Here is a 24,286-nt window from a genome sequence, read left to right as displayed (position 1 = left end):
TATATTCACTATTTTCAAAGTGGCAAATTTATTACGGTTTTGGCTAACTTGTCTTACCAATGAGAAATATTCAAGTTTATGAATATGTATTCATATTTGTGTTGACTCTACTTTCAATCAAGGCTAATTTTGAATATCTGCCAGCATTTCGTCGTACCGTCATGGGCTGGCCGTTGTAGCAAGGGGAGGAGTCTATGTTATACGACTCAAAATTAGAAAAAGATAACTGTGGATTTGGCTTGATTGCGCATGTAAGCGGTCAGCCGAGTCACAAACTGATCCGTACAGCAATCACAGGTTTGGACCGCATGCAGCACCGAGGTGGTATTTCTGCAGATGGCAAAACCGGCGATGGCTGCGGACTGTTATTACAAAAACCGGATAGTTTTTTTCGCGCCGTCGCAGCTGAAAATGATTGGCATGTGGGCAAAAACTATGCGGTAGGTATGCTATTTTTAAATCAGGATCATGAGCTTGCAGCTGCGGCTGAGAAAGTGATCAGTGAAGAATTAGAAAAAGAAACACTGACGCTCATAGGTTGGCGTGAAGTACCCACCGATCCATCTATGTTGGGTCCTATTGCTAAAGCACAATTACCGCAGTTTAAACAGGTTTTTGTCGGTGCGCCTGAAGGGTGGCGTCCTAAAGATTTAGAGCGTCGTCTTTATATTGCAAGACGACGCATCGAAAAGCGTTTAGAGCAAGATGAGCAGTTTTATATTTGTAGTTTGTCCGGTTTGGTGACTATCTATAAAGGCTTAATGATGCCTGCGGATCTACCGAATTTTTATACTGATCTTGCTGATATGCGGATGACCAGTGCGATTTGTGTATTCCATCAGCGCTTTTCAACCAATACACAGCCTCGATGGCCGTTGGCGCAACCGTTCCGCTATTTAGCTCACAATGGTGAAATCAATACTATTGAAGGTAACCGTCAGTGGGCGAGAGCGCGTGCTTACAAGTTCGCGTCGCCGTTATTACCAGACTTACAAAATGCGGCACCGTTTGTCAATGAAACGGGTTCTGACTCGTCTAGTTTAGATAACATGCTAGAGCTATTTTTAGCTGGTGGCATGGACTTATTCCGCGCTATGCGTATGTTAGTGCCACCTGCATGGCAGAAAAATCGTGCCATGGATGAAGACTTACGCGCATTCTATGACTTTAACTCCATGCATATGGAGCCGTGGGATGGCCCAGCTGGCATCGTGATGTCTGATGGACGCTTTGCTGCCTGTAATTTGGACCGTAACGGTCTTCGTCCTGCCCGCTATGTGATCACGCAAGACGGCTTTATTACGCTTGCCTCGGAAGTGGGCATTTGGGATTACGCGCCAGATGAAGTTATAGAAAAAGGTCGCGTGGGTCCAGGTGAATTACTGGTGGTTGATACCTTACATGGCAAGATTTGGCAGTCCGATGAAATCGATCAAGACCTGAAATCCAGACACCCGTACAAAACTTGGCTTGAGCAAAATGTTAAGCGTTTAACGCCATTTGAAGCGCTAGATGAGAAAGCAGCTGGCAAGCGCGATCTTGACGACGAAACTTTGCTGACCTATCAGAAGCAGTTTGGTTATACCAATGAAGAGCTCGACCAAGTGATCCGCGTAATGGGCGAAAACGGCCAAGAAGCAACCGGCTCAATGGGTGACGATACGCCATTTGCAGTGCTATCTGAAGGACACCGTTCGATATTTGACTACTTCCGCCAGAAGTTTGCTCAGGTCACGAACCCGCCAATCGATCCATTACGGGAAAATCATGTAATGTCACTGGCGACTTGTATTGGTCGTGAGCAAAACGTTTTCAACGAAACCACAGGTCACGCTAAACGTTTGCAATTTGCCTCGCCAGTATTGACTTATTCTGACATGCAGCAGCTATTAGCCGCCGATGATGACCATTACTGTGCGTGTAAAATTTCATTGATTTACGAGATTGAAGAGTCATTGCAAGATGCAATCAAGCGCATTTGTGATGAAGCCGTTGCAAAAGCAGGTTCTGGGTGCGTGATGTTAGTGCTCAGTGACCGAGAAATCGCTGCAGGTAAACAAGTTATCCCTGCGGCGATGGCCGTGGGGGCAGTACAAAGACGACTAGTGGATGGCAACCAGCGTTGCGACACCAATATTTTGGTTGAAACAGGTAGCGTAAGAGATCCGCACCAGTTTGCTGTTTTGTTAGGTTTTGGCGCAACAGCGATTTATCCTTATCTAGCCTACGAAACCCTTGTTGCAATGTGTGATAAGAAGATCATTAAAAAGTCTTACCGCGAGGTGACTTTGTCTTATCGCGGCGCGATTAACAAAGGTTTATACAAAATCATGTCGAAGATGGGGATCAGCACCATTGCTTCCTATCGTTGTTCGATGTTGTTTGAAGCCGTCGGTTTATCCGATGAGGTGGTTGAATTGTGCTTCAAAGGCGTTGCAAACCGTATTAAAGGTGCGTGTTTTGACGACTTTGCCTTGGAGCAACAACAACTCAATAAATTGGCATTTAGCAAGCGTAAACTACTATCACACGGTGGATTATTAAAGTATGTGCATGGTGGTGAATACCATGCGTATAACCCAGATGTCGTGCAAACTTTGCAGACCGCTGTTCGTTCGGGTAACTATCAAGACTACGTTAAATACGCGGAGCTGGTAAATAACCGCCCAATTACAAATCTGCGAGATATGCTTAAGCTTAATACGGCGCAACAAGCAATCGACATCAATGACGTTGAGCCTGCTACCGAGCTCTACAAACGTTTTGACTCAGCTGCGATGAGTATCGGTGCATTATCACCAGAGGCACACGAGGCGTTAGCAATTGCGATGAATCGCCTCGGCGGTTGCTCTAACTCTGGTGAGGGTGGTGAGGATAAGCTACGTTTTGGTACAGAAAAGAATTCGCGTATTAAGCAGGTTGCTTCTGGCCGATTCGGTGTGACACCACATTATTTGCGTTCAGCTGACGTTATTCAAATCAAAGTTGCGCAAGGGGCAAAGCCGGGCGAGGGTGGTCAGCTTCCAGGTGAAAAAGTCACCCCTTATATCGCGAAGCTACGCTATTCGGTTCCTGGTGTTACTTTGATTTCGCCGCCGCCGCATCACGATATTTATTCGATCGAAGACTTAGCTCAGCTTATTTTTGACCTCAAACAGGTCAATCCTGAAGCGATGATCTCGGTCAAGCTGGTTTCAGAGCCCGGTGTCGGCACGATTGCGACTGGTGTTGCTAAAGCGTATGCCGATCTCATTACCATTGCCGGTTATGACGGTGGTACTGGGGCGAGTCCGCTGACATCGGTAAAGTATGCTGGTAGCCCATGGGAGCTCGGCCTTGCTGAAACGCAACAGGCGTTGGTTGAAAATGGTCTACGCCACCGCATTAGGTTGCAAACAGATGGCGGCTTAAAGACCGGATTAGATATTATTAAAGCAGCAATTTTGGGTGCTGAGAGCTTTGGTTTTGGTACCGGCCCTATGGTTGCGCTTGGCTGTAAGTACCTGCGGATCTGTCACCTTAATAACTGTGCAACCGGTGTTGCTACGCAAGATGATACGTTGCGTCAAAAGCATTATCACGGATTGCCGGAAATGGCGATGAACTACTTTAAGTTTATTGCGCAAGAGGCTCGTGAACTGATGGCCGCTTTGGGAGTCACAAAACTCACCGATTTGATTGGTAGAACGGATTTACTTGAAGCCATTGAAGGTAATACTGCGAAGCAGAAAAAGCTCGACTTAAGTCCGCTTCTAGCGAAGCCGAACAATCCGTCAAATGAAGCGCTGTATTGCACCCATACTAATCCATCACATTACAGTGGTGCGTTGAACGAAAGCTTACTAGCGAAAGCGAAGACGGCAATCGATGAAATGACAGGTATCTCGTTGGTGAGTCGTATATCCAATACGGATCGCTCTATCGGTGCAATGCTGTCTGGTTATATCGCGAGCAAGCATGGTAACCAAGGTATGGCAGCAGATCCAATCGCACTTGAGTTACATGGTACAGCAGGGCAATCGTTTGGGGTGTGGAATGCGGGTGGCCTTGAAATGACATTAGTCGGTGATGCTAACGATTATGTTGGTAAAGGGATGGCTGGTGGAAAGCTAGTCGTGCGTCCTCCTGTTGGCTCAAGCTTTGCCTCTCATCAGGCGGCTATCATCGGTAACACCTGTTTATATGGCGCGACCGGCGGCAAGTTGTTTGCTGCAGGCCGAGCAGGCGAGCGCTTTGCTGTGCGTAACTCGGGTGTACAAGCGGTTGTTGAAGGGCTTGGTGATAATGGCTGCGAATACATGACGGGAGGCGTGGTGTGTGTGCTTGGTCAAGTTGGCGTTAACTTTGGCGCAGGCATGACCGGCGGTTTTGCCTATGTACTTGATGAAGAAAGTGATTTTGATAAGCGGATCAACCCTGAGTTGGTCGAGCTGGTAGACCTCAAAGCGCTGGCATCGCACCAAGAACATCTACGCGGTTTAATTGCAGAGCATTTAGATTTAACGAGCTCAACCCGAGCTGAGCAGATCTTAGCTAACTTTGAGTTGTATTTGCCAATGTTTACATTGGTAAAGCCAAAGTCGAGCGATTTAAACAGTTTACTTGGCCACCGAGCGCGTAGTAGCGCTGAGCTAAGAATTCAGGCGCAGTAGGAGAGAGCAATGAGCGAGAACGTTTACCAATTTATCGATGTACAACGTGTAGATCCGCGCAAAAAGCCTATTTCTACGCGTAAGCAATCTTTTGTTGAAATTTATGAGCCATTTTCTGAGCAGCAAGTTCATTCGCAATCCGATCGTTGTTTAGATTGTGGTAATCCGTATTGTGAATGGAAGTGTCCAGTTCACAACTATATTCCGCAATGGCTCAAACTTATTCGTACCGGCAGAATCATTGAGGCAGCGGAGCTATCTCACCGTACCAATAGTTTGCCTGAAGTGTGTGGTCGAGTATGTCCGCAAGATAGGCTTTGTGAGGGGTCGTGTACGCTGAACGAAGAGTTTGGTGCAGTGACTATAGGAAATATTGAAAAATATATTACTGATACGGCGTTTGCACAGGGCTGGAAGCCTGATCTTTCTTACGTTACTTGGACTGATAAGAAAGTCGCAATCATAGGCGCGGGTCCGGCAGGGCTTGGCTGTGCAGATATTCTAGTGCGAAACGGCGTGCGCCCTGTGGTGTATGATCGTAACCCAGAGATTGGTGGCTTGCTGACCTTTGGGATCCCGTCATTCAAATTAGAAAAATCGGTAATGGAAAACCGTCGCGAGATTTTCACCGAAATGGGCGTTGAGTTTAAACTCAATACCGAGGTTGGTCGTGATGTCTCAATGGACGAGTTATTGTCGCAATACGACGCCGTATTCTTAGGTGTGGGGACGTACCAAAGCATGAAAGGTAATCTTGCAAATGAAGATGCCGATGGTGTTTATGATGCGCTACCATTTTTGATTGGTAACACCAACCGAGTTATGGGCTATGACGAAAGTCAGCATAACTATGTGAACATGGCTGGTAAGCGCGTGGTGGTACTAGGTGGTGGGGACACAGCGATGGACTGTGTTAGAACGTCCGTCAGACAAAATGCGCAATCCGTGATCTGTGCTTATCGTCGTGATGAAGAAAACATGCCAGGCTCAGTTCGAGAAGTTAAAAATGCCAAAGAAGAAGGGGTTGAATTTAGATTCAATTTACAGCCGGTTGGTATTGAAATTGACAGCTCAGGCAAAGTGACGGGTGTTAAAATGGTGAAAACACAATTAGGTGAACCTGACAAAAATGGTCGCCGTAGTGCTGAAACCGTGGAAGGCTCTGAGCATACACTAGAAGCCGACGCGGTGATCATGGCATTTGGTTTTAAGCCTCACAACCTTGATTGGTTAGCACAATACGATGTCGCAATAAATCACTGGGGCGGTATTGTTGCTCCAGAAAAAGGCGCATTTACACATCAAACAAGTAATCCTAAGATCTTTGCCGGTGGTGACGCGGTACGAGGTTCTGATTTAGTGGTAACGGCGATTTTTGAAGGCCGCAACGCCGCTGAAGGCATTTTGGATTATTTAGAAGTTTAACGCTTTTGTCGTTCACAAACCCCAACTACATTCGTTGTAGCTGGGGTTTTTTTATTTGAATTTTGCGTAGGGACTGTTTATCTTTTAAGTTTGTTTTTGCAGCAGTTTGATTGGTGTTTATACAAGGCAGAGTCTGCGTAGCATAGTTGTTCTATGTGAGTCAGGCGATAACACAGTAGAAATGCTAATCAAGCGCTGCCCTTTGGGTTCACCTGAGTGTGCTTTGTTCATTGTTGCTCAACTTTTACCTAGATTACTAGGCGGCAAGTTGAGCGTCGCGACCAAAACGCACTCAGAAGAACAAAAATCAAACAGCAAAGGTCAACAGGCCCTTGTTAGCCACTAACTTAATTTTACTCAACATATATTTATCAATAGTATTAAGGAAAGATCATGAATGAAACAATAAACTCAGGCGCTGATGCGGTCACTGCAAAGATAGCGAGCTTAAGCGATTGGCGTGCAGTGGTATTGCAGCAGGTCAGAAGTCTGATCCTAAGTGTTGATAAAGAGGTAGAAGAAGATATCAAGTGGCGTAAGCCAAGCAACCCAACAGGAGTGCCTGTCTGGTCAAAAGCTGGCATGATCTGCACGGGCGAAGTATACAAAGATAAGGTCAAACTTACCTTTGCATACGGTGCAAAGTTTGAAGATGAGCACCAGTTATTCAATACAGGGTTTGCAGGTAACACTCGACGGGCGATTGATATAAAACAGCAGGACACCATCAATGAAGCCCATTTCTGTACATTGATCCGCGCAGCAATTCGGTATAACGCTGCGCGTTAATCAACAGGAGCAATCAGCCTGATAACGGCTAAGCACTTTGTACTTGTAGTAATTCTTTTGCACTCGCTCTTGTCGTGTCACTTATTTTATCTCCACCAATTAACCTTGCTATTTCATCAATGCGTTGGCTTTCTGCCATTGGGGTCATTTTGGTAAAGGTTTCGCCATGTTCTACCCGTTTTGCGACAAAGAACTGGTTGTGACCACTGCATGCCACTTGCGGTAAATGGGTAACACAAATAACTTGCGTGGACTGGCCAAGCTGACGTAGCAATTTACCTACGGTTGCAGCCGTTGGACCTGATATCCCTACATCAACTTCATCGAAAATCAAAGTGGGTGTCGTAACGCGTGTTGCGATAATCACTTGAATGGCTAAGCTTATCCGAGATAGTTCACCACCCGAGGCAACTTTGCCCATAGGCTGTAAAGGTTGGCCTGGGTTAGTAGAGACGTAAAATTCAATGTGGTCATACCCAAGAGGGCTCGGTTTAGCGCCAAGATTAGGCGTTAACTGGATCTCAAATTGACCATCACCCATCGCAAGCTCTTTCATACTTGCAGAAATACGTTCGTTAAGAGATGCACTGGCTTGCTGGCGGCTTTGACTTAATCCTTGTGCAGCTTGGTTATAGGCGTTGATGGCTTCAGCAATTTCCTCCTCTAATGCATCCAGTCGTGCAGAATCAGAGCTAATAGACTCAAGCTCGTGTTGTAGTGCTTGATGGTGCTGATATAGCAATTCTGGCTGAACTTGATGCTTTCTAGCTAAATCTAGAGCTTGAGAGAGTCTATCTTCTAGCTCCTGTAGTCGCATCGGATCTTGTTCGACAGAATCGGAATAACTGCGGATCTCTCTACTGGCTTCTTCCACTTGTACTGCTGCCTCTTCAAGCACTTGCGCAATATTCTCAAGGGTTTTGTCAAAACTGGTGAGTTCAGAGAACACTTGTGCACTTTGTTGTAGTTGCGATAGCACAGTCTGCTCGTCATTTTCATAAAGGCGAGAGAGCTCACGGTGGCATTGTTCTAAAATGGTTTGGCTATGGCTTAGGCGTGAATGTTCGGTCTCAATATCTTCATATTCGCCTTCTTGTAGGGCAAACTCGTCAAGCTCCGCTACTTGGTACTCAAGAAGTTGTTTTTTTGCGGCTTGTGCCTGCTGTGACTTTTGTAGTTCGGCATATTCTTTTTGCAGTTTATGGTAGTGATTATATTGCCCCTTAACTGCTTGTAACAAAGTCGTGTGGTTAGCATAGGCATCTAGCAAGTGCAGTTGATATTCTGGCTTTAGCAGTAGCTGATGGGCGTGTTGTCCATGGATTGCAATAAGATGTTGGCCTAACTCTTTTTGCTGGCCAGCAGTAACAGGGGAGCCATTGATGTAGCTTTTACTACGCCCACTTTTACTAATAACACGACGAAGAATACATTCATTCTCTTCGTTATCTAGCATATGCTCCGTTAGAAAGCGTTTGGCAGCTGGGAGATTTGAAACATCAAACTGAGCAGAGATATCCGCTTTGTCGGTACCTGGACGAATAGCAGAAGGATCAGCGCGCTCACCGAGACATAAAGAAAGCGCATCAATTGCAATGGACTTACCTGCGCCTGTTTCACCTGTAATTGCGGTCATGCCACAATGCCAGTCAGTATTTAGCGCACTAACAATAGCAAAATTTTGAATATTTAAAGCTAAAAGCATACTGTACACCCTAACAGAGAATTACTGTTAATTTATACAGTATTTTGTTGTTTAGCAACTCAAATTAAAAAATTCTGCTAAAAATAATAGCAAGATTAACCGACGGCATGCTCTTTTACTAAGGCTGCTGCTTGCTTTTGTTGGTTGGATGGCTCTGAGCTAGTTAGTTCTGGTGAGTCTAATACATCTTCATCTTGCTGTTGTGCTGGTGTTTCAGGTGTTTGAATGCGAGCAATGAGGGCCGGGAGCATCTCGCGATAGAAATCGCGATTATAGGCAATGCCTGCCGTGGGTAATTCGGCAACAAAATATTGTAATTGCTCAGCAAGCAAATCCATATTGCCATTTGAGCGACACTTGTTAAGCTCGTTTGTCACTGAATAGATAAATAACTCAGACACTTTTTCCAGTTGCGCTAAGTTTTCTTCCGAGTGGGCTTGAACGACAAAAAAGTTGCCAACAATTGCATTGATCTGCGGTGCGTATTTTGGCCTTAAAATCTTCGCTTCGACGAATTCAGCAACTTTAAGTTTAAAGTTGCTACTAATCACTTTTAAACGATCGTTAAAGGCTTTTTTTTCCGCTTCACGGGCTTTTCTTCTATTATTTTCAATCACTAAATACACTGAAAGTATAGTGATAAGCAGCGCCAATGTGAAAAATACAACGTAAGCCATTTTATTGTTATTTACCTAAATTAGAAAAATTAACCAAGGTTATTTTGCGTAACTTTGCGTGCTTAGTAAAGCCTACTGCCCCAATTTAATTTCTGTCTAAGAACATTGTAGTAGGAGTAGCATTTAGGGTGGATCAATCTTAATCTTTTCTCCGCTTTTTTGATGATAACTTCGTCGCCAGGTAGCACAGCCAGTACAACATGGCTGTCACAACTTACTTGTAAGCTATCGGTGTTTTCTAGACTTAACTTAAGTTTGACTTCTTTTTCTGCATCCACCACTAAAGGCCGGCTGGATAAGGTATGCGGAAACATAGGCACCAAAGAAATAGCGTCGAGTTCTGGGGTTAAAATAGGCCCGCCACCTGAAAGCGAGTAAGCGGTTGACCCCGTCGGTGTCGAGACAATTAAACCGTCTGAGCGCTGGGAAAATACAAAGTCGTCGTTGATAAAGGCCTCAAATTCAATCATATGAGCAACCTTATCAGCGTGTAATACGGCTTCGTTCATTGCTAAATTTGCGCTTTTAAGTTGGTGATGTCGATATACTGCCACCTCTAACAGAAATCTCGATTCTTCAATAAATTGGCCGCTTAACACCGCTTCTAGCTGCGCTTCAAAGCCTTCGGGGTTCAAATCTGTCAAAAAGCCTAAGTTACCGCGGTTAACCCCAATCACGGCGACATCAAAACGAGCCAGTACTCTTGCCGCACCAAGCATGTTACCGTCACCACCAACAACAATAGCAAGATCGCAGCGTTTACCTAGTTCAACTAACTCGACAACAGCGTCTTCGTCTAACGACTTTATTTGCTCCGCAACGCGATCTTCTACGAGTACTTCATATCCTAATGCTTGCAAAAATGTGTAGAGTCGTTGTAAGGTCGTCCCCGCGCCTTCGTGGTTGGGTTTGCCAATTAAGCCGATGGTGTTAAACGTGGTCGTCATTCAGTCATTTGTCCTTGGTATCTTTGTTGCAAGATTATATTAAAAGCGTAGTGCTTGAAACTGGCAATTGACACCCATATTAAAATAATTATGAAACTAAATCCCAGAGATGAACAAATTCTGTGTGCGGTCATGCGCCATTATTGTAATGGTGAAGGGCAGCCTGTTGCATCCAGCAAAATAGCAAAGCAGGACGGCCTTGCTATTTGTTCTGCAACCGTACGCAATGCAATGGCAAGACTTGAAAATCAAGGCTTATTGTATTCGCCGCACACGTCAGCTGGCCGCGTGCCCACCGATCAAGGTGTAAAATTCTGGCTACAGGAGTTTTTTCCTCTGGCTGATGTTGCCGTTCATTGGCAACCAGATCAATCCGCAATAGTCTCTTTTGCCCACTTATTGAGCCAAAACTTCCAGGTCTGTTGCTGCGTTGGATTACCACAAGTTAGCAGCAAACAAATGTTCCGTGTCGAAGTGCTCGATTTTGATCGTAAAAATTGGCTGGTCCTGCTGTTAGACAGAGCGGGGCAATCACACAATATTTGTATAGATAAACCCGTTGATGACTCCGACGCGTTGCGTTACCAGTTCGCGGCTTGGATGAATACTGTATTCAGTCAACAAACTTTAGTTGAAGGGTTGCACCGAATGCGCGCCATGGCACACAGCGCACCGCCGAGTTGTCATCATATTTTGGCCCAGTGGACTAAGCAGTTAAGTCAGCAATTAGGCTCAGATAATGCGATTGTTGTGGGCGAGCGCTACTTATATAACCGCCTAGAGTTGGATAGAGAGATTAATCTTGGCGTCGGATTTTTAGACCAAGTTGAAGACCGCTTGGCGTTTAAAGACGGTATATCCGTGTTACTTGGCGAAGAGCTAAGCATGCTCGGTTTACATCGCGTAGTGGTGCTTAGTGTGCCGTATTTCTCCAAAGGAGAATATCAAAGTCGCTTTTGCGTCATTTGCCCTGCGGATTCAAAGATCGAAGCTATCTTGTCGGAATTCAAAAAATTGCCGCAATAAAGGGTTGAAACTCTCATTTCAATCCCCATAATTACCGCAGTTGTAAAGAATCGGAGAATCACCACATGTCTGAGCAGACAAAAGCCCCAGAGCAAGAGCTTGAACAAGAACAAACACAAGCGGAAGCGGAAGTTGTAGAAGCACAAGCAGAACAACAAACTCAGGAAGAGCAGGCAGAAAATGCGGGTGAGTTGAGCCCAGAAGAAGAAATCGCTGGTCTGTATGCTGAGCTTGAAACCGCGAAGCAAACTATCGACTCACAAAAAGATAGCGTTGTTCGCGCCGCTGCTGAGCTTGAAAATGTTCGTCGCCGTGCAGCGCAGGATGTTGAAAAAGCGCATAAATTTGCGCTAGAAAAGTTCTCAAACGAATTACTACCTGTAATCGATAACCTAGAGCGTGCGATTGAGTTTTCTGACAAAGAAAACGAAACTTTAAAGCCAGTGCTTGAAGGTATTGATATGACTATCAAGACATTTGCTGATGCCCTTGCTAAATTTGGTGTTGAAGCGGTAAACCCGCAGGGTGAAGCATTTAACCCAGAGCTACACCAAGCAATGTCAATTCAGCCAAGCAATGATGTATCACCAAATACTGTGCTTGCTGTGATGCAAAAAGGGTATACCTTAAACGGTCGTCTATTGCGCCCTGCAATGGTGATGGTCTCTAAGGCTGCTGAATAAGCAAATTCAATTTGAAAAAGCCGCTCATTGAGCGGCTTTTTTGCGTTTAGGAACGAATGTATTTGCTTACCAGCTACACAGCTTCACTCTATCAAACCAAGGGCTTGAAAAAGACTTGGCTGTGATGGGGAGGGGAGCCGTTACTTCGACGCCTAACTCTTTTGCTAAATATCTATGTACTAGTAGCTTTACTTTATCGCTTTCTAACTGGGTATATGCCAGTTGTAACGCTTGCTTAGTGCTTTGGTTGGGCATCTCCCCCTCGAGTTGTTTATAGCGCGCCTCAAGCCATTGTAGCCAAGCTTGTTTTGATTCGTTTGGAAAGGCTGTGGTTAGGGTAGACGTGGGCCCTTGTAAACGTTCGTAGTTCACGATTTGTTTTTGAATAAGAAAGACAAACATCAAGTTAATCCCCGCTGAGATTTGACCCGAGCGTTTATCAACGGCTTGATAGCCCAACAGAGCATGGCGAAAATACTGCTCGGCTTCAAATACTCGACCTTGATCAAGTGCGAGGCTACCCAAATTGCTTTCGATCATCGCAAGTACCGGGGTTTGCTTTAACTCCTCAGCCAATTTGCGTGCTTTGGCATACAATGTTCTCGCTTTTTGGTAGTCATCTTGGTTGCGGGCAACTAGCGCCATACTGTTAGTCAGCGTAAGTCGTTGGCGGTCATTTTCTGCATATTTGTAGGCACACTTAAGACTAGTATCAGCATCATCAAGGTATTCTTGTCGGCGTAACCAAATCCCTAGCGCACTCAAAATGGTAGGGAGGTTGGCTTTAAAAAACATGTCATCTGGATACAGAAAGGTCGCGTTTATTGAGGTATAGAGCCTATCAACTTTGTTTGTTGGTACAGATGCACGAGCGCTCAGCAAATGCCACTGAATAAATAACGGTACAGGTACATCTTGCAGTTGCTCTAAACTGTCGAGAATAATCAAGGATTGTGCAGGGTTAACCGTTAAATAGTCGCTGGCCTCGTCTAGCTTACTTTCAAAATATGAGAAGTCTTTCGCCAACGCATGTTGGCAAAAATAAAATGTACAAGTTACAAAGAGTAAAAACCGAACCAAGCAAATCCCAACCACATTTTTGCGCATCTATTAACTGTAGTCGGCAGTAACAAATAGTTCCAAATCAATTACGACAAACAGCATTATACAAAGATAAGCAACAATGTAGAGGTTACCTCTTCAATTATAAATGGGGATCGGAAACGTGATGAAAAGAAAACAAATTGTTGAGTTCACTCTGGTGCAATTCAATTAGCCGATTAATATTTTCAAGGTCTACAGTGGTTAAACTGACTTTGCTAAGCATATAGCTAACCGGAGTTCTATTCGCGTCGATACCAGAATAGATAACATCGGTATACTCTTTGGCTTGAATAAAGTGCTCGCCCGCGAGCTTATCTTCAACAACATAATCAACTCGCTGTTTACCCAACATTTTAAAGCGGCGAGCGGCATTGGGCAGGTGTACCAGCTGATCGTTATAAAAGTCTTGGATCAGTTTTTCAAAGGCAATTCCATAGTAGCTGCCGGCATTCAGAGCAAATGTGTTTCCTGCAAGGATCAACGACTCGACTTCGCCGCCAATTTTTGGTTTTTCTTTATGTTGGAATAATGCCATGACTTCTTGGCGGTAAGGTGTAGTGAAGTAAGCAAACTTAGCTCTAGATGCCGTTTTGGTCGCAGCCATTAGTACATCTACCTTACCTACCTTTAACTCTGCTAGCATTCTCGCTGAAGTGGGATAAAAGACATATTCCAAGCAATAAGATGAGTCGTTAAACAAGGTGTTTAGCGCATTAATCTCTAAACCAGAGACATTACCTTCTTTACGGGAAATATAAGGAGGCCACAGTGTTTCGTTCATTCCTATGCGCAAAGTTTTGCTACATTTCGCTAAAGTTTCAAATGCCCAAAATGTGATAAGTAAACTAAGTAAAAGTGATATAGAACATTTCATGGCGTAAATCTCTGAGCGTTTTATAAAGCATGCTTATTTTATCAGCAAAGGAAGACTGGTACACGTGTTTTGTTAAACGATTAAGAATGTTTAATGTATCCGCAAAGTGTTTTTTGCTTCTTAATTTATTATTGTACATTGCGGCTCTGTGCGAGTACGGTCGCTATGGTATTGATAAGCTCAAGCTGCTCTATGGGTTTGGCAACATAACCATCAAATCCGACGCGCTCATACAAGGCTTTGTCTTCCGCAAAGGCATTTGCAGTCAATGCGATTATTGGGATATTGGGATCCTTTCTTTTGAGACGCTTGCAGGCTTCAACGCCATCCATTTCAGGCATTTGAATATCCATAAGTATTAAGTCGGGTTTGTTTAGCTCGAATTGTTCAATGGACTCTTTACCATTATTCGCAATCGTAATATCACCATTGGCTTTACTGATCATAGAGCGCACTACCAGCTGGTTTACTGGATTATCCTCAGCCAGCAATATGGACGTACCGCTCAAGTCTGCTGCTGTTAGCGGATCGCCTTTTGGTTGCTCTGATGTACACTTAGCCTTTTGCAAGGGCAACTTGATGCTAAATTGACTGCCTTCTCCGACAGTACTTTCTACTTTTATCGTGCCGCCCATCAGGTCGATTAGGGAGCGGGTGATAGAAAGGCCGAGCCCCGTACCACCAAATTTTCTGGTGGTGGACTTATCCGCCTGCTCAAATCGTGAAAAGAGTTTTTTGATTGTGGCTTCTGTCATTCCTATGCCGGTGTCGGCAACGGTGATAAGCATACCTGAATCATTTTGAAGTGGTTTTATATGGGTAATAATACTACCAGTTTCAGTAAACTTAATGGAGTTTGACAAGAGGTTAAGCAACACTTGCCTGACTCTGACTTCGTCTCCAAGCCAAAACTTATGCTCAAGTTCAACGTAGATCTTAAGTTTTAATCCCTTGTTTTTTGCCAACACTAAGAAATCTGAGCGTAGGTGTTCAACCAACACCTCAATATTAAATGGTCGTTCTTCAAGCTCAATTCTACCGGCTTCAATTTTAGAGAAATCCAAAATATCGTTGATGATAGTATTAAGTGCCTTAACCGAGTAAGTCGCCTTCTCAAGTAGGTTGGTAGCGGTGCTGTTAAGTGGTTCCGACTTTAATAGTTGTAATGTGCCGTATAAGCCATTCATGGGGGTTCGTATTTCATGACTCATATTCGCCAAAAAGACGGCTTTGGCTTTGGCTGCTTGCTCAGCTGCTTCTTTGGCGTGCGAGAGTTCTCGCTCATGTTTGAGCTGCTCAGTGAGATCTAATGCGATGCCCAAAAACCCATCAATATTGCCGTGTTCGTCGGTCAAGGTTGTTACATTTAACTTAATTTGGACGTGTTGATTTTGCTTAGTAACGTAAGTCCATCGACTAGTATCTACCACACCTTGTTTGGCTTTGGCGACAAACACTTCAAATCCAGGTTCAATGACTCTGCCAAGCTCTTCCGTTAACGCTTTTGCTCTTGCTATGACCTCTTCCTCAAGATGGAAAATGGCAGGGGATGATTTACCAATGAGTTCATCTTTTTTGTACCCTAATAAACGCTCAGCTGCAGGGTTAAACTGGGTAATGATACCATCAGGATCGGTGGCAACAATGGCATAACCCGAACCTTCAACAATGCTGGTGTGAAGTTGGCTGTATTTTACGATTTCTTTAGTTCGTGCTTTTACTTCCTGTTCTAATGAAGAGTTCAGTTTAGCAAGGGACTGTGCTTTTTCTTCTTCGGCTGCTAGCTTTTCCTTTTCTGCTAAGCGCTGACGCGTAAAGCTTAAAAGCAGAATATAAGTGATGATTGCCAATAGCGCAGACACCAGCAGCGCAACTTGCAAAATGGTATTAGGAGAGACGAGATTGAGTGAACGGATAAATTGCGGAGTTGGCCAAATTTTTACTTCCCAAGAGCGACCAAACAAGGTGACCTGTTTAGCCACTGAGTTATCCAACTCTTTAATATCTTCTTTTAGCACCTGATAAAATGGTGTGTTTTCATCGTTATTGGTTACATCGGAAATTTGAATTGAAACATCTTGTCGAAAAGACAGCAAAGTCGACAGGATCTCATCGATAAGTAACGGGGAATAAGTCCAACCAACTAAGTTGTCTAACCGATTTTCTTCATTTGTTGCCATACCAATAGAGGTATAAATTGGCGCGAGTATCAAAAAGCCGTATTTAATTTTATTGTCGGCTTGCACTAAGGTAATTGGGGCGGTAAGCCTCGGCTCATTGGCAGTTGCAGCTTCTATTGCTGCTGTTCTACGACTAGCTTCGGAACCTATATCCAAGCCGACGGCTTTATCGTTGTTTACTTCGGGTTCAATGTACTGGATAACAAATTTGCTGGTGCTATGTGGGTTTAGCGTTTTGATGGAGAATGTTCTGTCTGTACGCTCAGCTTGTGCTTGTTGCACAAAGCTGCTTACGCTATCAACGGGGACATATTTGATGATCCCCACGCCACGAGCCCCAGAATATTCTGCTTGGAAGTCAAAGGACCTGATATAACGCTGCATCGCCTGGTAGTCAAAGCTGTGTTGTTGATTCGCATAAATTGCAGTGCGAAGCCCTAAAATACCGTACCAATACAGCGTAACGCGCTCGTTTACACCCTCAGTCACATGGTCAAGCCGTGAGGCAAGTGCCGCCGCTACCTTTTCAGCATGATGCTCCTTTTCTTGCTCATATAACACCAACCCATAAAGCATACTGCCAACTAACACGAGTAGTGCAGCAACAAGTGGCAAAAATCGGCTCTGGCGAACTGTGTGAGCATTCGCTAACGACACGCTATATTCCTTACGCTTTAAATCTAATCAATATGTTAGTCCAGATAGCATAGAATTGATAGTGATTACGGTGAAGTGACAATCCCGAATTTATGCCTAAATTGGCTCAATAAAGACATATTTTGAATTGTTATTTGGATAAATTGTAGATTGAAATCGGATAAGCCATGTGACCATAAAAGCTAAAATAAATATGCGGATTTTGGGCTTTATATAAATGTGGTCACGATGTGGACATTTTTTAGGATGAAATGTGGATGTTTGCCCTGAAAACAAAAAAGCCAGTTAAAGCATATTGCTCTAACTGGCTGTTTTAAAACGCTAAAATTTGGTGGAGCTGGGGGGATTTGAACCCCCGTCCGGAAAGCGTCGATTTTCTCACTGCTCTTTTAAAAACAATGATTTACATCAAAAACAATGACTTGTAATCTCATGTAAGCTAGTTGTATCTTGTGTTAACTAGTGAATGTGGGCACAATGTGGACACTCAAAAACAGTAGTTTAAGGATAATGGATTTGGCAGTTAATCAGCAGGAAATAAAATCAATTCAGGATCTTCTGGAAGTATTAGGAAAGATCAATCCAGATAGTAAACAAGTTTGGTTTCGTGGACAGGCTCGTTCCACCTGGAACTTATTACCATTTTACATGCGTCAGAATAACATGCCATCGGAATCAACTTTTTTAAAAAAATTCAAACAAAGTGCTGCAATGCTTATAAATACAAATACCATTCCCAAATCAGACTTTGATTGGCTTTTTTTAATGCAACATTACGGAGTTCCTACGCGCCTTTTAGACTGGAGTGAAAGTCCTTTGGTTGCTCTATATTTTGCTGTAGAAAGTTTAGCAACGCACGAAGGAGAAGATGCAGCTCTTTGGGTGCTTTTTCCAACAGAGCTTAATATGCTTTCCAGAATTAGAAACAAAAATGAGCATGATTACATTCCATCTTTCGAAGATGTTGAATTAACCAACTATTCTATAGACAGTCTTAAAAGTACGCCGAATACAGAGCTTCTACCTGTGGCTACAATTGCGACCAGAAATAATGCTCGAATTCAAGCTCAACATGGGGTATTTACAATTCATCACTTAGATAATGTAGCTATTGATGATATCGAACCTTTTGAACATGTAATTAAAATAACCATTCCCAATGATTCAAAGGAGATTATAAAAAAACAGTTAGAATTACTTGGATACACTAAGTTTCAATTGTTTCCTGAGTTGGCAAGTATTGGAGATATTATTAAGGAGAGTATACAGTGAGCTTTATTCAAACGAATCCGCTAAAAAATTCAACCATAATGCTGATTTATGCAGAGCGAGAAGAAATTAAGTTAGATCCAGTATACCAGCGCCAGAGCGATGTTTGGACAAAAGAGAAAAAACAACTTCTTATCGATTCTATTCTAAATAACTATGATATACCAAAGATTTATTTTCATATTTACGACAGGAAATCAAACCAAGAAACTGGCATTGCTTATTCTGTAATTGATGGTAGGCAAAGATTAGAAACAATTTGGCAATTTATTGAAGGAGAGTTCCCTTTATCGTCAGACTTCGAGTATCAAAAGGATACCGAAATAAACATGAAAGGTTTGACTTATAGCGACATTGCTAAAGAGTTTCCGAGAATAAAAATTCAATTTGATTCATTTATATTGCCAATTGTTGGTGTCGAAACTGATGATATTGATCTAATAGAAGATATGTTTTCTAGGTTAAATGAAGCTGTTCCATTAAATGCTGCTGAAAAGAGAAACGCATTCGGAGGAGCAGCTGTGAAGGCTATAAGGGATATTGCAGGTTCAGATCTCTTTGTTAATCGTGTTCGCTTTACTAATAAGAGATATCAACATTTAGAAGTTGCTGCCAGAATTTTGTTAACAGAAGACAGCTTGCAAGAACACGGGAAAATTGTAGATACCAAAAAGGTTTATTTGGATAAGTTTGCTAAAGTTCACGTGAATGATAGAGTTAGAATGCGAAGACTGGTTAAGGAAGTAACACGAAACCTATCGCTTATGTGTGACACATTCAGCCAATCCGATGAAATATTGAAAGCTCAAGGTAATATGGTGCTTTATTATCTTCTTTTCAGGAAAGCTAGTTTACTTGGAGAGCTAGAGAAGTTAAAAAGAAGAAAGTTTTTGAATTTTAGAGTTTTGCTTTCTGATAACAGAGCTCGTGCAGAAAAAAATTATTCAGAATCATCATATGAGCTATTAGAGTTTGACCGCTTAGCACAGCAAGGGACCAATGATGCTTCAAACATCAAAGAGCGTTTCAGGATACTTAGTAGTTATATGGAGCTATCTGAAACTGAGATTTAGCTAAGTTGAGTAAGTCTTAACTCGAACTGCCAGGATAGATTAACAGAGTTAAATCAAATCTGACTGCTGCAAGTGTGTCAATAGTCGACGAGCTGCGTAACTCCTTTCTACTCCAAGGTATCTTAATGCAGATACTTTTTGAGCGAATAGCAGACGTAGATGAAACTCGGATTAGCGTGCCAAATGCAAGATGTGCCCATTTTCCGTACAAAAGTGAAAGAATCTGGTTCTTGTATTTTTGAGAGTTTGAACTAGTTCAAAGATCAGTTTGTATTACAAACTCTCGGGCTGAAGAAATTTTTTATATCATTATGAATGAATATGCTATTTCGTATGAGTAGCAATAAAATTTAGAAAAACTTTCCCAACTAATTAAAATGAAGCAAAGTAATTGAATTTGACTTTATGTTATCACTTTTTAATAGGACTTAATTAGAATGCAGATGCCGATATATGAAAATAAAGCCGATCATAGATTGCCGGGGTGGAATAAAACAAAAAAAAGCAAATGGATAATAAGTATTGAGCAAGAAAAAGATGTTTTCATAAGTGGTTACAAAGCCAAATGGTTCGATGGCGAAAACATTTGGTCCTTAAAGAGTGCGGATAAAACATTGGATGTGATAGGTGAAGATCACCGCCCTCGCTTTATAAAAAAAGGGAAAACGTACACTGAGCTAGTTCTCGCTAAGTTTGTAGAGCATACCACCAATTGTTGGCATGGATATCCAGTTAACGCGCTTACTGATTTTCCTAGCAGCGAAATTTTGAAAGCTTGGAACAAGAGCCCAGGAATTCCTAAAAAAGAAATTATGAAACTTAACAAGGCAAAATGATAGTGAAAATGAAAGAATTAAATATTAACATCACTGGTGACTTTATAGATTCATTTATTTACTCAGGAGTTTTATTTACTGTTGATACAGATGGTCGGCTTTGCTCATATAGCTGGAATCATTTAGTTGAACGTTATTTTAGTCTTCACCCTGAATATTCCTTTATGAAAAGTAAAATACTAGATTGTCGGAACAGGAATAACAACCCTATTACTGAAAATATAACTTTGAACTTCGAAAAGTCATTTTTAGAGAAATATCAAAAAGGAACTTGCTGTGACCTTGATGTTTGGAGTACTGATCTAGATGTGAAAGATAATATTCTTTATATATCTTCAGAGCGAGGGTTAGAGACCTTACCATTCTTGGAAGAATGGGATAATGGAAAAATAATGAAATTTAATGAATTAGTACCATTATGGAAAGAGGCAAAAGTTTTTGGGTTGAGCACTGGTTCTTGGGGACGAACTATCCTTGCTGCTGGAGATAACGGTGCTTTAGAAATAATGAATAATGATGTCGAACAGTTAAAAAATATTGGCTTTAGCAGAAAAAAGGAAAAAATTATAAATGATAGTATTTGTTTAGATTGCGAATGGAACTCTAACTCAACCTTGGCAATACTTGAAGGGTTGGGAGATAAGATAGTGTATTTGTTCAACAAGATAACCAGCGACTCTAACTTTAAAAGTACCAGTAAAAACAACTTAGTAAGTGAAGAAAAAGAAAAATCAATAAGAAAAATAACAGATATTTTGAACAATGAAGAAGTAAAAAATATCTCAAGAATTGAATTTAACAACTCTTGGTTTGAAGAAGGTAAATTATATGCCGCTGGTGAAGGAAATAAAGAGTATATGTTCAAAAATAATAGATGGATAGAATTGTCAGACTCTACACTTGATCTAAGCAGAACTGTTATATCTAAGGTTAAAAAAATTAATTCTGGAAGATTTATTGAAACAGATTCAGATGAATTATTTCGAGTTAAGGATCGTAGAGAGTATTTACTATCTGACGACTATACTTCTTGGCGTGTATTTCCACGCTCTAAAAACTACCAAGATAGAATACATATAGTTAATGATGACTACTTGCAAATAAAAATATTTGATTAGGATTGATGTCTACGGGAGCAAGTCGTACACCAGGGGTCATATACGCATGAAAAAGTTGATATAACTAAACCATCTTTCTGTTGGCTGCGCCACTTAACCGATTTACATGAACGAGGTTGATTAAGCAAAAGGCGCTATCCAACATGCTTTCAAATATAAGAATTGAAGATCCATTAGTCGTGCAAATCATGTATTACCCTCAACTCGTAAATTTCCAAAATATTGTTAAAGCAACCGTTCGCTATACGCTCATAGCTGTCAGGTAGAAGAAGTCCAAACCCATTCATTGAAACTGTAAGATCAAATATGAGCTATTAGGGCTAAGGTATTTTAGGCCCAAACCTAATAGCATCTTCCAAGTGACTAGGTGCGAAGTGTGCGTAAACCATCGTTTGCTCTATCTTCGCATGGCCTAGTATCTGTTGTAATACCAATATATTCCCTCCGTTCATCATAAAGTGACTGGCGAACGTGTGTCTTAACACATGGCTGCACTGACCAGCTGGCAAAATGATGTCTGTATTATTTATTGCTCGTTCGAATGCCTTTCGGCAGTCTGCAAACAGCGGCCCTGATTTTTTAGGGATTTCATCATAGAGTGCTTGAGTGATTGGCACAGTACGGTTCTTCTTGCCTTTGGTCTTCATAAACATAATTTTGCAGTTACCACCGGAGTGGATCACTTGAGAACCTTTCAGTGAGGATGCTTCACTTATCCGACATCCGGTAGCTAAGCAAATTTTTGCCACGATATAAACGTGCGGATTTGACGAGCGTTTAAGCTCGTTAAGCACGGTTTGTATTTCATCCTCAGTTAAGAAAGCAAGTTCGGTCTGCTGGAGTCTAAATGGTTTAACATCAGCTAAGGGATTAGGGTAATTAATTTCACCCACTTCAATTAGCTTATTGAATACACCCTTGATAAGTGCCAAGTCATTATTGGCCGTTTTACCTGAAATAGCCTTTTCACCTGTCATTCTGTTACCTCGCCAATCAACATACGTTTTTGAGCTGAATGATTGAGCAATTGGGTTACCGAATGCTTCGCACATCATCTCTAATTTATTGAGTGCTTTTTTCGGGTCAGTATAAGTTTGGCCGTGAATTTTGTACCACGTAGCGACAATATCAGATAGCTTTCTTAGATCTGTTTTTTCTTGCTTCCAAGGCTTTTCCTCTGCCTGAGCTACTGTGTGGTTTAAATATCTTTGTGCTTCACCTCGGGTGGGAAATACTTTTCGAATCCGTCGGCCATCGCTTCCCCATGGCCTGATGTCTACTTTATACCCACTTGCCACTTTTTTTATAGTCATACATCGAAACTCCATTGACCAAAACTTTACAAAAAATTAATATACCCTGAATCGCAACAAATGGAGGTTACAGCGATGCAATTCCAAAAATCAATAATCCCTTTAAGTTTACTTCAAAAAATATCAGGTGGTCGTGATGGTGGTGCAGTCGTAGTTCCACCGGAAAAAGAGCCAGCAACGGCAAAGGTAACTAAAACTAGCACGGTTAGTAGTTAAAAGTTTGCCATGTTAGAAGTTAATTTGCTTAGTTCATGGTCTCAGGTAGTGGCCATGGACACCTTAGTTTTTTGTTTAATGGTAACGGCTGCTTTGTGGGTATTTTTTAAAGATAAGAATTTATCAATTAAGTATGCAGCTGTTTGTTACGCGCTATCATACTCGGCCAGCTTCTTTATGAGTGAACTTGTACAAGATGGGGGACGATATTTTGCGCTTAATGCGTATTATCTGAATTGGCTTATTTATGATGCGTTTACCGTATTTGCAATATTTGCTGTTCATACGATGACTAAAGAACGCCATGCAAGTGAAGTTAAACTCGCTTATCTAATGTCGATAGTTAATATGTCGGCATACTTAACTATGCACTTTTTAGCATTTGTGTATCGTCATCAAACACATTGGTTTTATGATTTTTACACCGTTATTGTAAATACAACAGCAGTTTTAATCTCAACAAACTTCATTCTTAGCTGGTCAAATATCAAGGTTCGTCAATGTATATCGAGCTACCGCTAGCATTGCTCTGTTTTATATTAGTATTTTTGATTTTCTTTTTCGTATTAAAGGAACAAGACGAGGAAGATATGCCGTTAGGCGAACTTGCCATGTTGTTATTGTCGGAGTACCAAGCTATAAAATTATTACCCATAGAAAAGCGAGTTGAGGCTAAGCGTCTATGGGATATAAAGTTTGACCTCTATCAACAGAGGTTGTTAAAGGAAAATATCGAGCCTGACAGGGCACTAAGGATTGTAAAATGAACTTCATCACAGAATATACTTTAATAGGTTTACTTTTTTTGGCTATGGCTCTTTTCGTTGTATTCGCGGCCAAAAGCTCTAAAAAGGGGAGTATCGAGAACGACGAACCTAGGCAGTCTGATTTTAAATACAAGCAAATATCAGAGTTAATGTCTCCTGCCGAATTGAGCTTTTATCACGTTTTAGTTTCAGTGATTGGAAGTAAGGCGGTTATCTTTTCAAAGGTTAGAGTTGCTGATGTTTTAAAACCAGATGTTAGCGGAGACCGATCACTATGGCAGAAGTCTTTTAATGCCATATCTTCAAAACATTTCGATTATGTTTTATGCGACCCACAAACTTCAAAGGTAATTGCGGCCATTGAGTTAAATGATAAATCGCATAAGCAAAAAGCAAGACAAGAAAGAGATGCGTTTTTAGAAAAAGCTTGTATCAGTGCCGACTTAAAGCTCTACCAATTTGATGCCAAGCGTGCATACAAGATAGAAGAGGTAGCAAAAGTGGTGTATCAAGCTTTTACTACTCGGGAAGTTAGTGCGCTAAAAACAGATTTAGACAAGGCTAGCTGACAGCCTTTTCATTTTTGATTTGTTCAGCAGAGATCTGAGTTATATTTTCTAACTTCTTTAAAATCAGCGCTGATGTGGCTTTTAGCTGCTCGGTGCTGATCTCGTCAAGAATCCCCAGTTCAACGGACTCATAAATACCATCTTGAATCTCACTCAAAACAGCACTTTTACTTAACGTGTATGAGTCTTTACCAAACAATAACCAATCTAGACTAACTCCTTTTTCAGCTGCCGCTTGCACACATTGTGGGTAAGGTAGGGAGTTATTTTTTATCATTTGCCCAGCCCAAGCTTTGTTTTTCCCGAAAATATCGCAAATTTCTTTTAGGGTTTTACACCCATACAAATCTTTAAGTTTTTCAAAAACTTCTGATGAGTTAAGTTCCAAAGTAATATACCTCGCAAC

General features: G+C 41.9%; 20 protein-coding genes. 12 read left to right on the top strand and 8 right to left on the bottom strand.

The genetic code is table 11. From position 1 onward, the window contains the following. The first annotated feature begins 194 nt into the window (after window positions 1-194). From gltB to ABMY45_RS09815, 3 genes are all read left to right on the top strand, one after another. On the top strand, window positions 195-4,652 hold the full coding sequence (gene gltB / locus ABMY45_RS09825; RefSeq protein WP_174168585.1) for a glutamate synthase large subunit: 4,458 nt from the start codon (window positions 195-197) through the stop codon (window positions 4,650-4,652). A 9-nt stretch (window positions 4,653-4,661) separates the two neighbouring features. Then, entirely contained in the window at window positions 4,662-6,077 is a 1,416-nt protein-coding gene (locus tag ABMY45_RS09820) for an FAD-dependent oxidoreductase (RefSeq protein ID WP_206471603.1), read from the top strand. A 393-nt stretch (window positions 6,078-6,470) separates the two neighbouring features. Then, window positions 6,471-6,866 (top strand): DUF1801 domain-containing protein, encoded by a 396-nt coding sequence (locus ABMY45_RS09815; protein WP_010606434.1) that lies wholly within the window; start codon window positions 6,471-6,473, stop codon window positions 6,864-6,866. Window positions 6,867-6,894: 28 nt separating this feature from the next. On the opposite strand, the gene recN is transcribed toward ABMY45_RS09815, so the two are convergent. The 3 genes from recN to nadK form a co-directional block, all read right to left on the bottom strand. After that, on the bottom strand, window positions 6,895-8,571 hold the full coding sequence (recN, locus tag ABMY45_RS09810; RefSeq protein ID WP_174168587.1) for a DNA repair protein RecN: 1,677 nt from the start codon (window positions 8,569-8,571) through the stop codon (window positions 6,895-6,897). A gap of 95 nt (window positions 8,572-8,666) precedes the next feature. Continuing rightward, window positions 8,667-9,248, bottom strand: a complete 582-nt coding sequence (locus ABMY45_RS09805) for a hypothetical protein (RefSeq protein ID WP_010606436.1) — start codon at window positions 9,246-9,248, stop codon at window positions 8,667-8,669. Between the two features lie 62 nt (window positions 9,249-9,310). Further along, entirely contained in the window at window positions 9,311-10,195 is an 885-nt protein-coding gene (nadK, locus tag ABMY45_RS09800) for an NAD(+) kinase (RefSeq protein ID WP_045990546.1), read from the bottom strand. 90 nt (window positions 10,196-10,285) lie between these two features. Here nadK and ABMY45_RS09795 point away from each other — a divergent pair, with 90 nt between their 5' ends. Next, window positions 10,286-11,221 (top strand): HrcA family transcriptional regulator, encoded by a 936-nt coding sequence (locus ABMY45_RS09795; protein ID WP_206471604.1) that lies wholly within the window; start codon window positions 10,286-10,288, stop codon window positions 11,219-11,221. 65 nt (window positions 11,222-11,286) lie between these two features. Then, window positions 11,287-11,904 (top strand): nucleotide exchange factor GrpE, encoded by a 618-nt coding sequence (gene grpE, locus ABMY45_RS09790; RefSeq protein ID WP_102056533.1) that lies wholly within the window; start codon window positions 11,287-11,289, stop codon window positions 11,902-11,904. A gap of 66 nt (window positions 11,905-11,970) precedes the next feature. On the opposite strand, the gene ABMY45_RS09785 is transcribed toward grpE, so the two are convergent. From ABMY45_RS09785 to ABMY45_RS09775, 3 genes are all read right to left on the bottom strand, one after another. After that, window positions 11,971-13,011, bottom strand: a complete 1,041-nt coding sequence (locus ABMY45_RS09785) for a tetratricopeptide repeat protein (protein ID WP_010606438.1) — start codon at window positions 13,009-13,011, stop codon at window positions 11,971-11,973. A gap of 97 nt (window positions 13,012-13,108) precedes the next feature. Then, window positions 13,109-13,789: a transporter substrate-binding domain-containing protein gene (locus ABMY45_RS09780; protein WP_227387232.1), complete on the bottom strand. Its 681-nt coding sequence runs from the start codon at window positions 13,787-13,789 to the stop codon at window positions 13,109-13,111. A 221-nt stretch (window positions 13,790-14,010) separates the two neighbouring features. Then, a complete protein-coding gene (locus ABMY45_RS09775; RefSeq protein ID WP_349288825.1) occupies window positions 14,011-16,719 on the bottom strand; it encodes a CHASE domain-containing protein in 2,709 nt (902 codons plus the stop codon). A 516-nt stretch (window positions 16,720-17,235) separates the two neighbouring features. Between ABMY45_RS09775 and ABMY45_RS09770 the strand changes: the two genes are divergently transcribed. The 4 genes from ABMY45_RS09770 to ABMY45_RS09755 all read left to right on the top strand — a co-directional run bounded on the left by ABMY45_RS09770 (window position 17,236) and on the right by ABMY45_RS09755 (window position 21,015). Beyond that, window positions 17,236-17,991, top strand: a complete 756-nt coding sequence (locus tag ABMY45_RS09770; protein ID WP_340548028.1) for an FRG domain-containing protein — start codon at window positions 17,236-17,238, stop codon at window positions 17,989-17,991. Beyond that, entirely contained in the window at window positions 17,988-19,061 is a 1,074-nt protein-coding gene (locus ABMY45_RS09765; protein ID WP_340548029.1) for a DUF262 domain-containing protein, read from the top strand. Before ABMY45_RS09770 ends, ABMY45_RS09765 begins: the two co-directional genes overlap by 4 nt. A 437-nt stretch (window positions 19,062-19,498) precedes the next feature. Next, window positions 19,499-19,897: a hypothetical protein gene (locus tag ABMY45_RS09760; protein ID WP_340548030.1), complete on the top strand. Its 399-nt coding sequence runs from the start codon at window positions 19,499-19,501 to the stop codon at window positions 19,895-19,897. Window positions 19,898-19,905: 8 nt separating this feature from the next. After that, on the top strand, window positions 19,906-21,015 hold the full coding sequence (locus ABMY45_RS09755; RefSeq protein ID WP_349288824.1) for a hypothetical protein: 1,110 nt from the start codon (window positions 19,906-19,908) through the stop codon (window positions 21,013-21,015). Between the two features lie 320 nt (window positions 21,016-21,335). On the opposite strand, the gene ABMY45_RS09750 is transcribed toward ABMY45_RS09755, so the two are convergent. Further along, window positions 21,336-22,328, bottom strand: a complete 993-nt coding sequence (locus ABMY45_RS09750; RefSeq protein ID WP_349288823.1) for a tyrosine-type recombinase/integrase — start codon at window positions 22,326-22,328, stop codon at window positions 21,336-21,338. A 270-nt stretch (window positions 22,329-22,598) separates the two neighbouring features. On the opposite strand from ABMY45_RS09750, the gene ABMY45_RS09745 reads away from it, so the two are divergent. Genes ABMY45_RS09745 through ABMY45_RS09735 form a run of 3 tightly spaced genes read left to right on the top strand, consistent with a single transcriptional unit; the run spans window position 22,599 to window position 23,880 of the window. Then, window positions 22,599-23,066, top strand: coding sequence for a hypothetical protein (locus tag ABMY45_RS09745; protein ID WP_349288822.1), 468 nt, complete (start codon window positions 22,599-22,601; stop codon window positions 23,064-23,066). Beyond that, on the top strand, window positions 23,045-23,311 hold the full coding sequence (locus ABMY45_RS09740; protein ID WP_349288821.1) for a hypothetical protein: 267 nt from the start codon (window positions 23,045-23,047) through the stop codon (window positions 23,309-23,311). The genes ABMY45_RS09745 and ABMY45_RS09740 overlap by 22 nt, the downstream gene beginning before the upstream one ends. Beyond that, window positions 23,308-23,880, top strand: coding sequence for a DUF2726 domain-containing protein (locus tag ABMY45_RS09735; RefSeq protein ID WP_349288820.1), 573 nt, complete (start codon window positions 23,308-23,310; stop codon window positions 23,878-23,880). The genes ABMY45_RS09740 and ABMY45_RS09735 overlap by 4 nt, the downstream gene beginning before the upstream one ends. On the opposite strand, the gene ABMY45_RS09730 is transcribed toward ABMY45_RS09735, so the two are convergent. Next, a complete protein-coding gene (locus ABMY45_RS09730) occupies window positions 23,873-24,268 on the bottom strand; it encodes a helix-turn-helix domain-containing protein (protein ID WP_349288819.1) in 396 nt (131 codons plus the stop codon). The genes ABMY45_RS09735 and ABMY45_RS09730 overlap by 8 nt on opposite strands. Window positions 24,269-24,286 lie beyond the last annotated feature (18 nt).

The organism is Pseudoalteromonas sp. XMcav11-Q (genome assembly GCF_040104525.1).
GTDB lineage: Bacteria > Pseudomonadota > Gammaproteobacteria > Enterobacterales > Alteromonadaceae > Pseudoalteromonas.
This window is presented reverse-complemented; position numbering and strand designations above follow the sequence as displayed.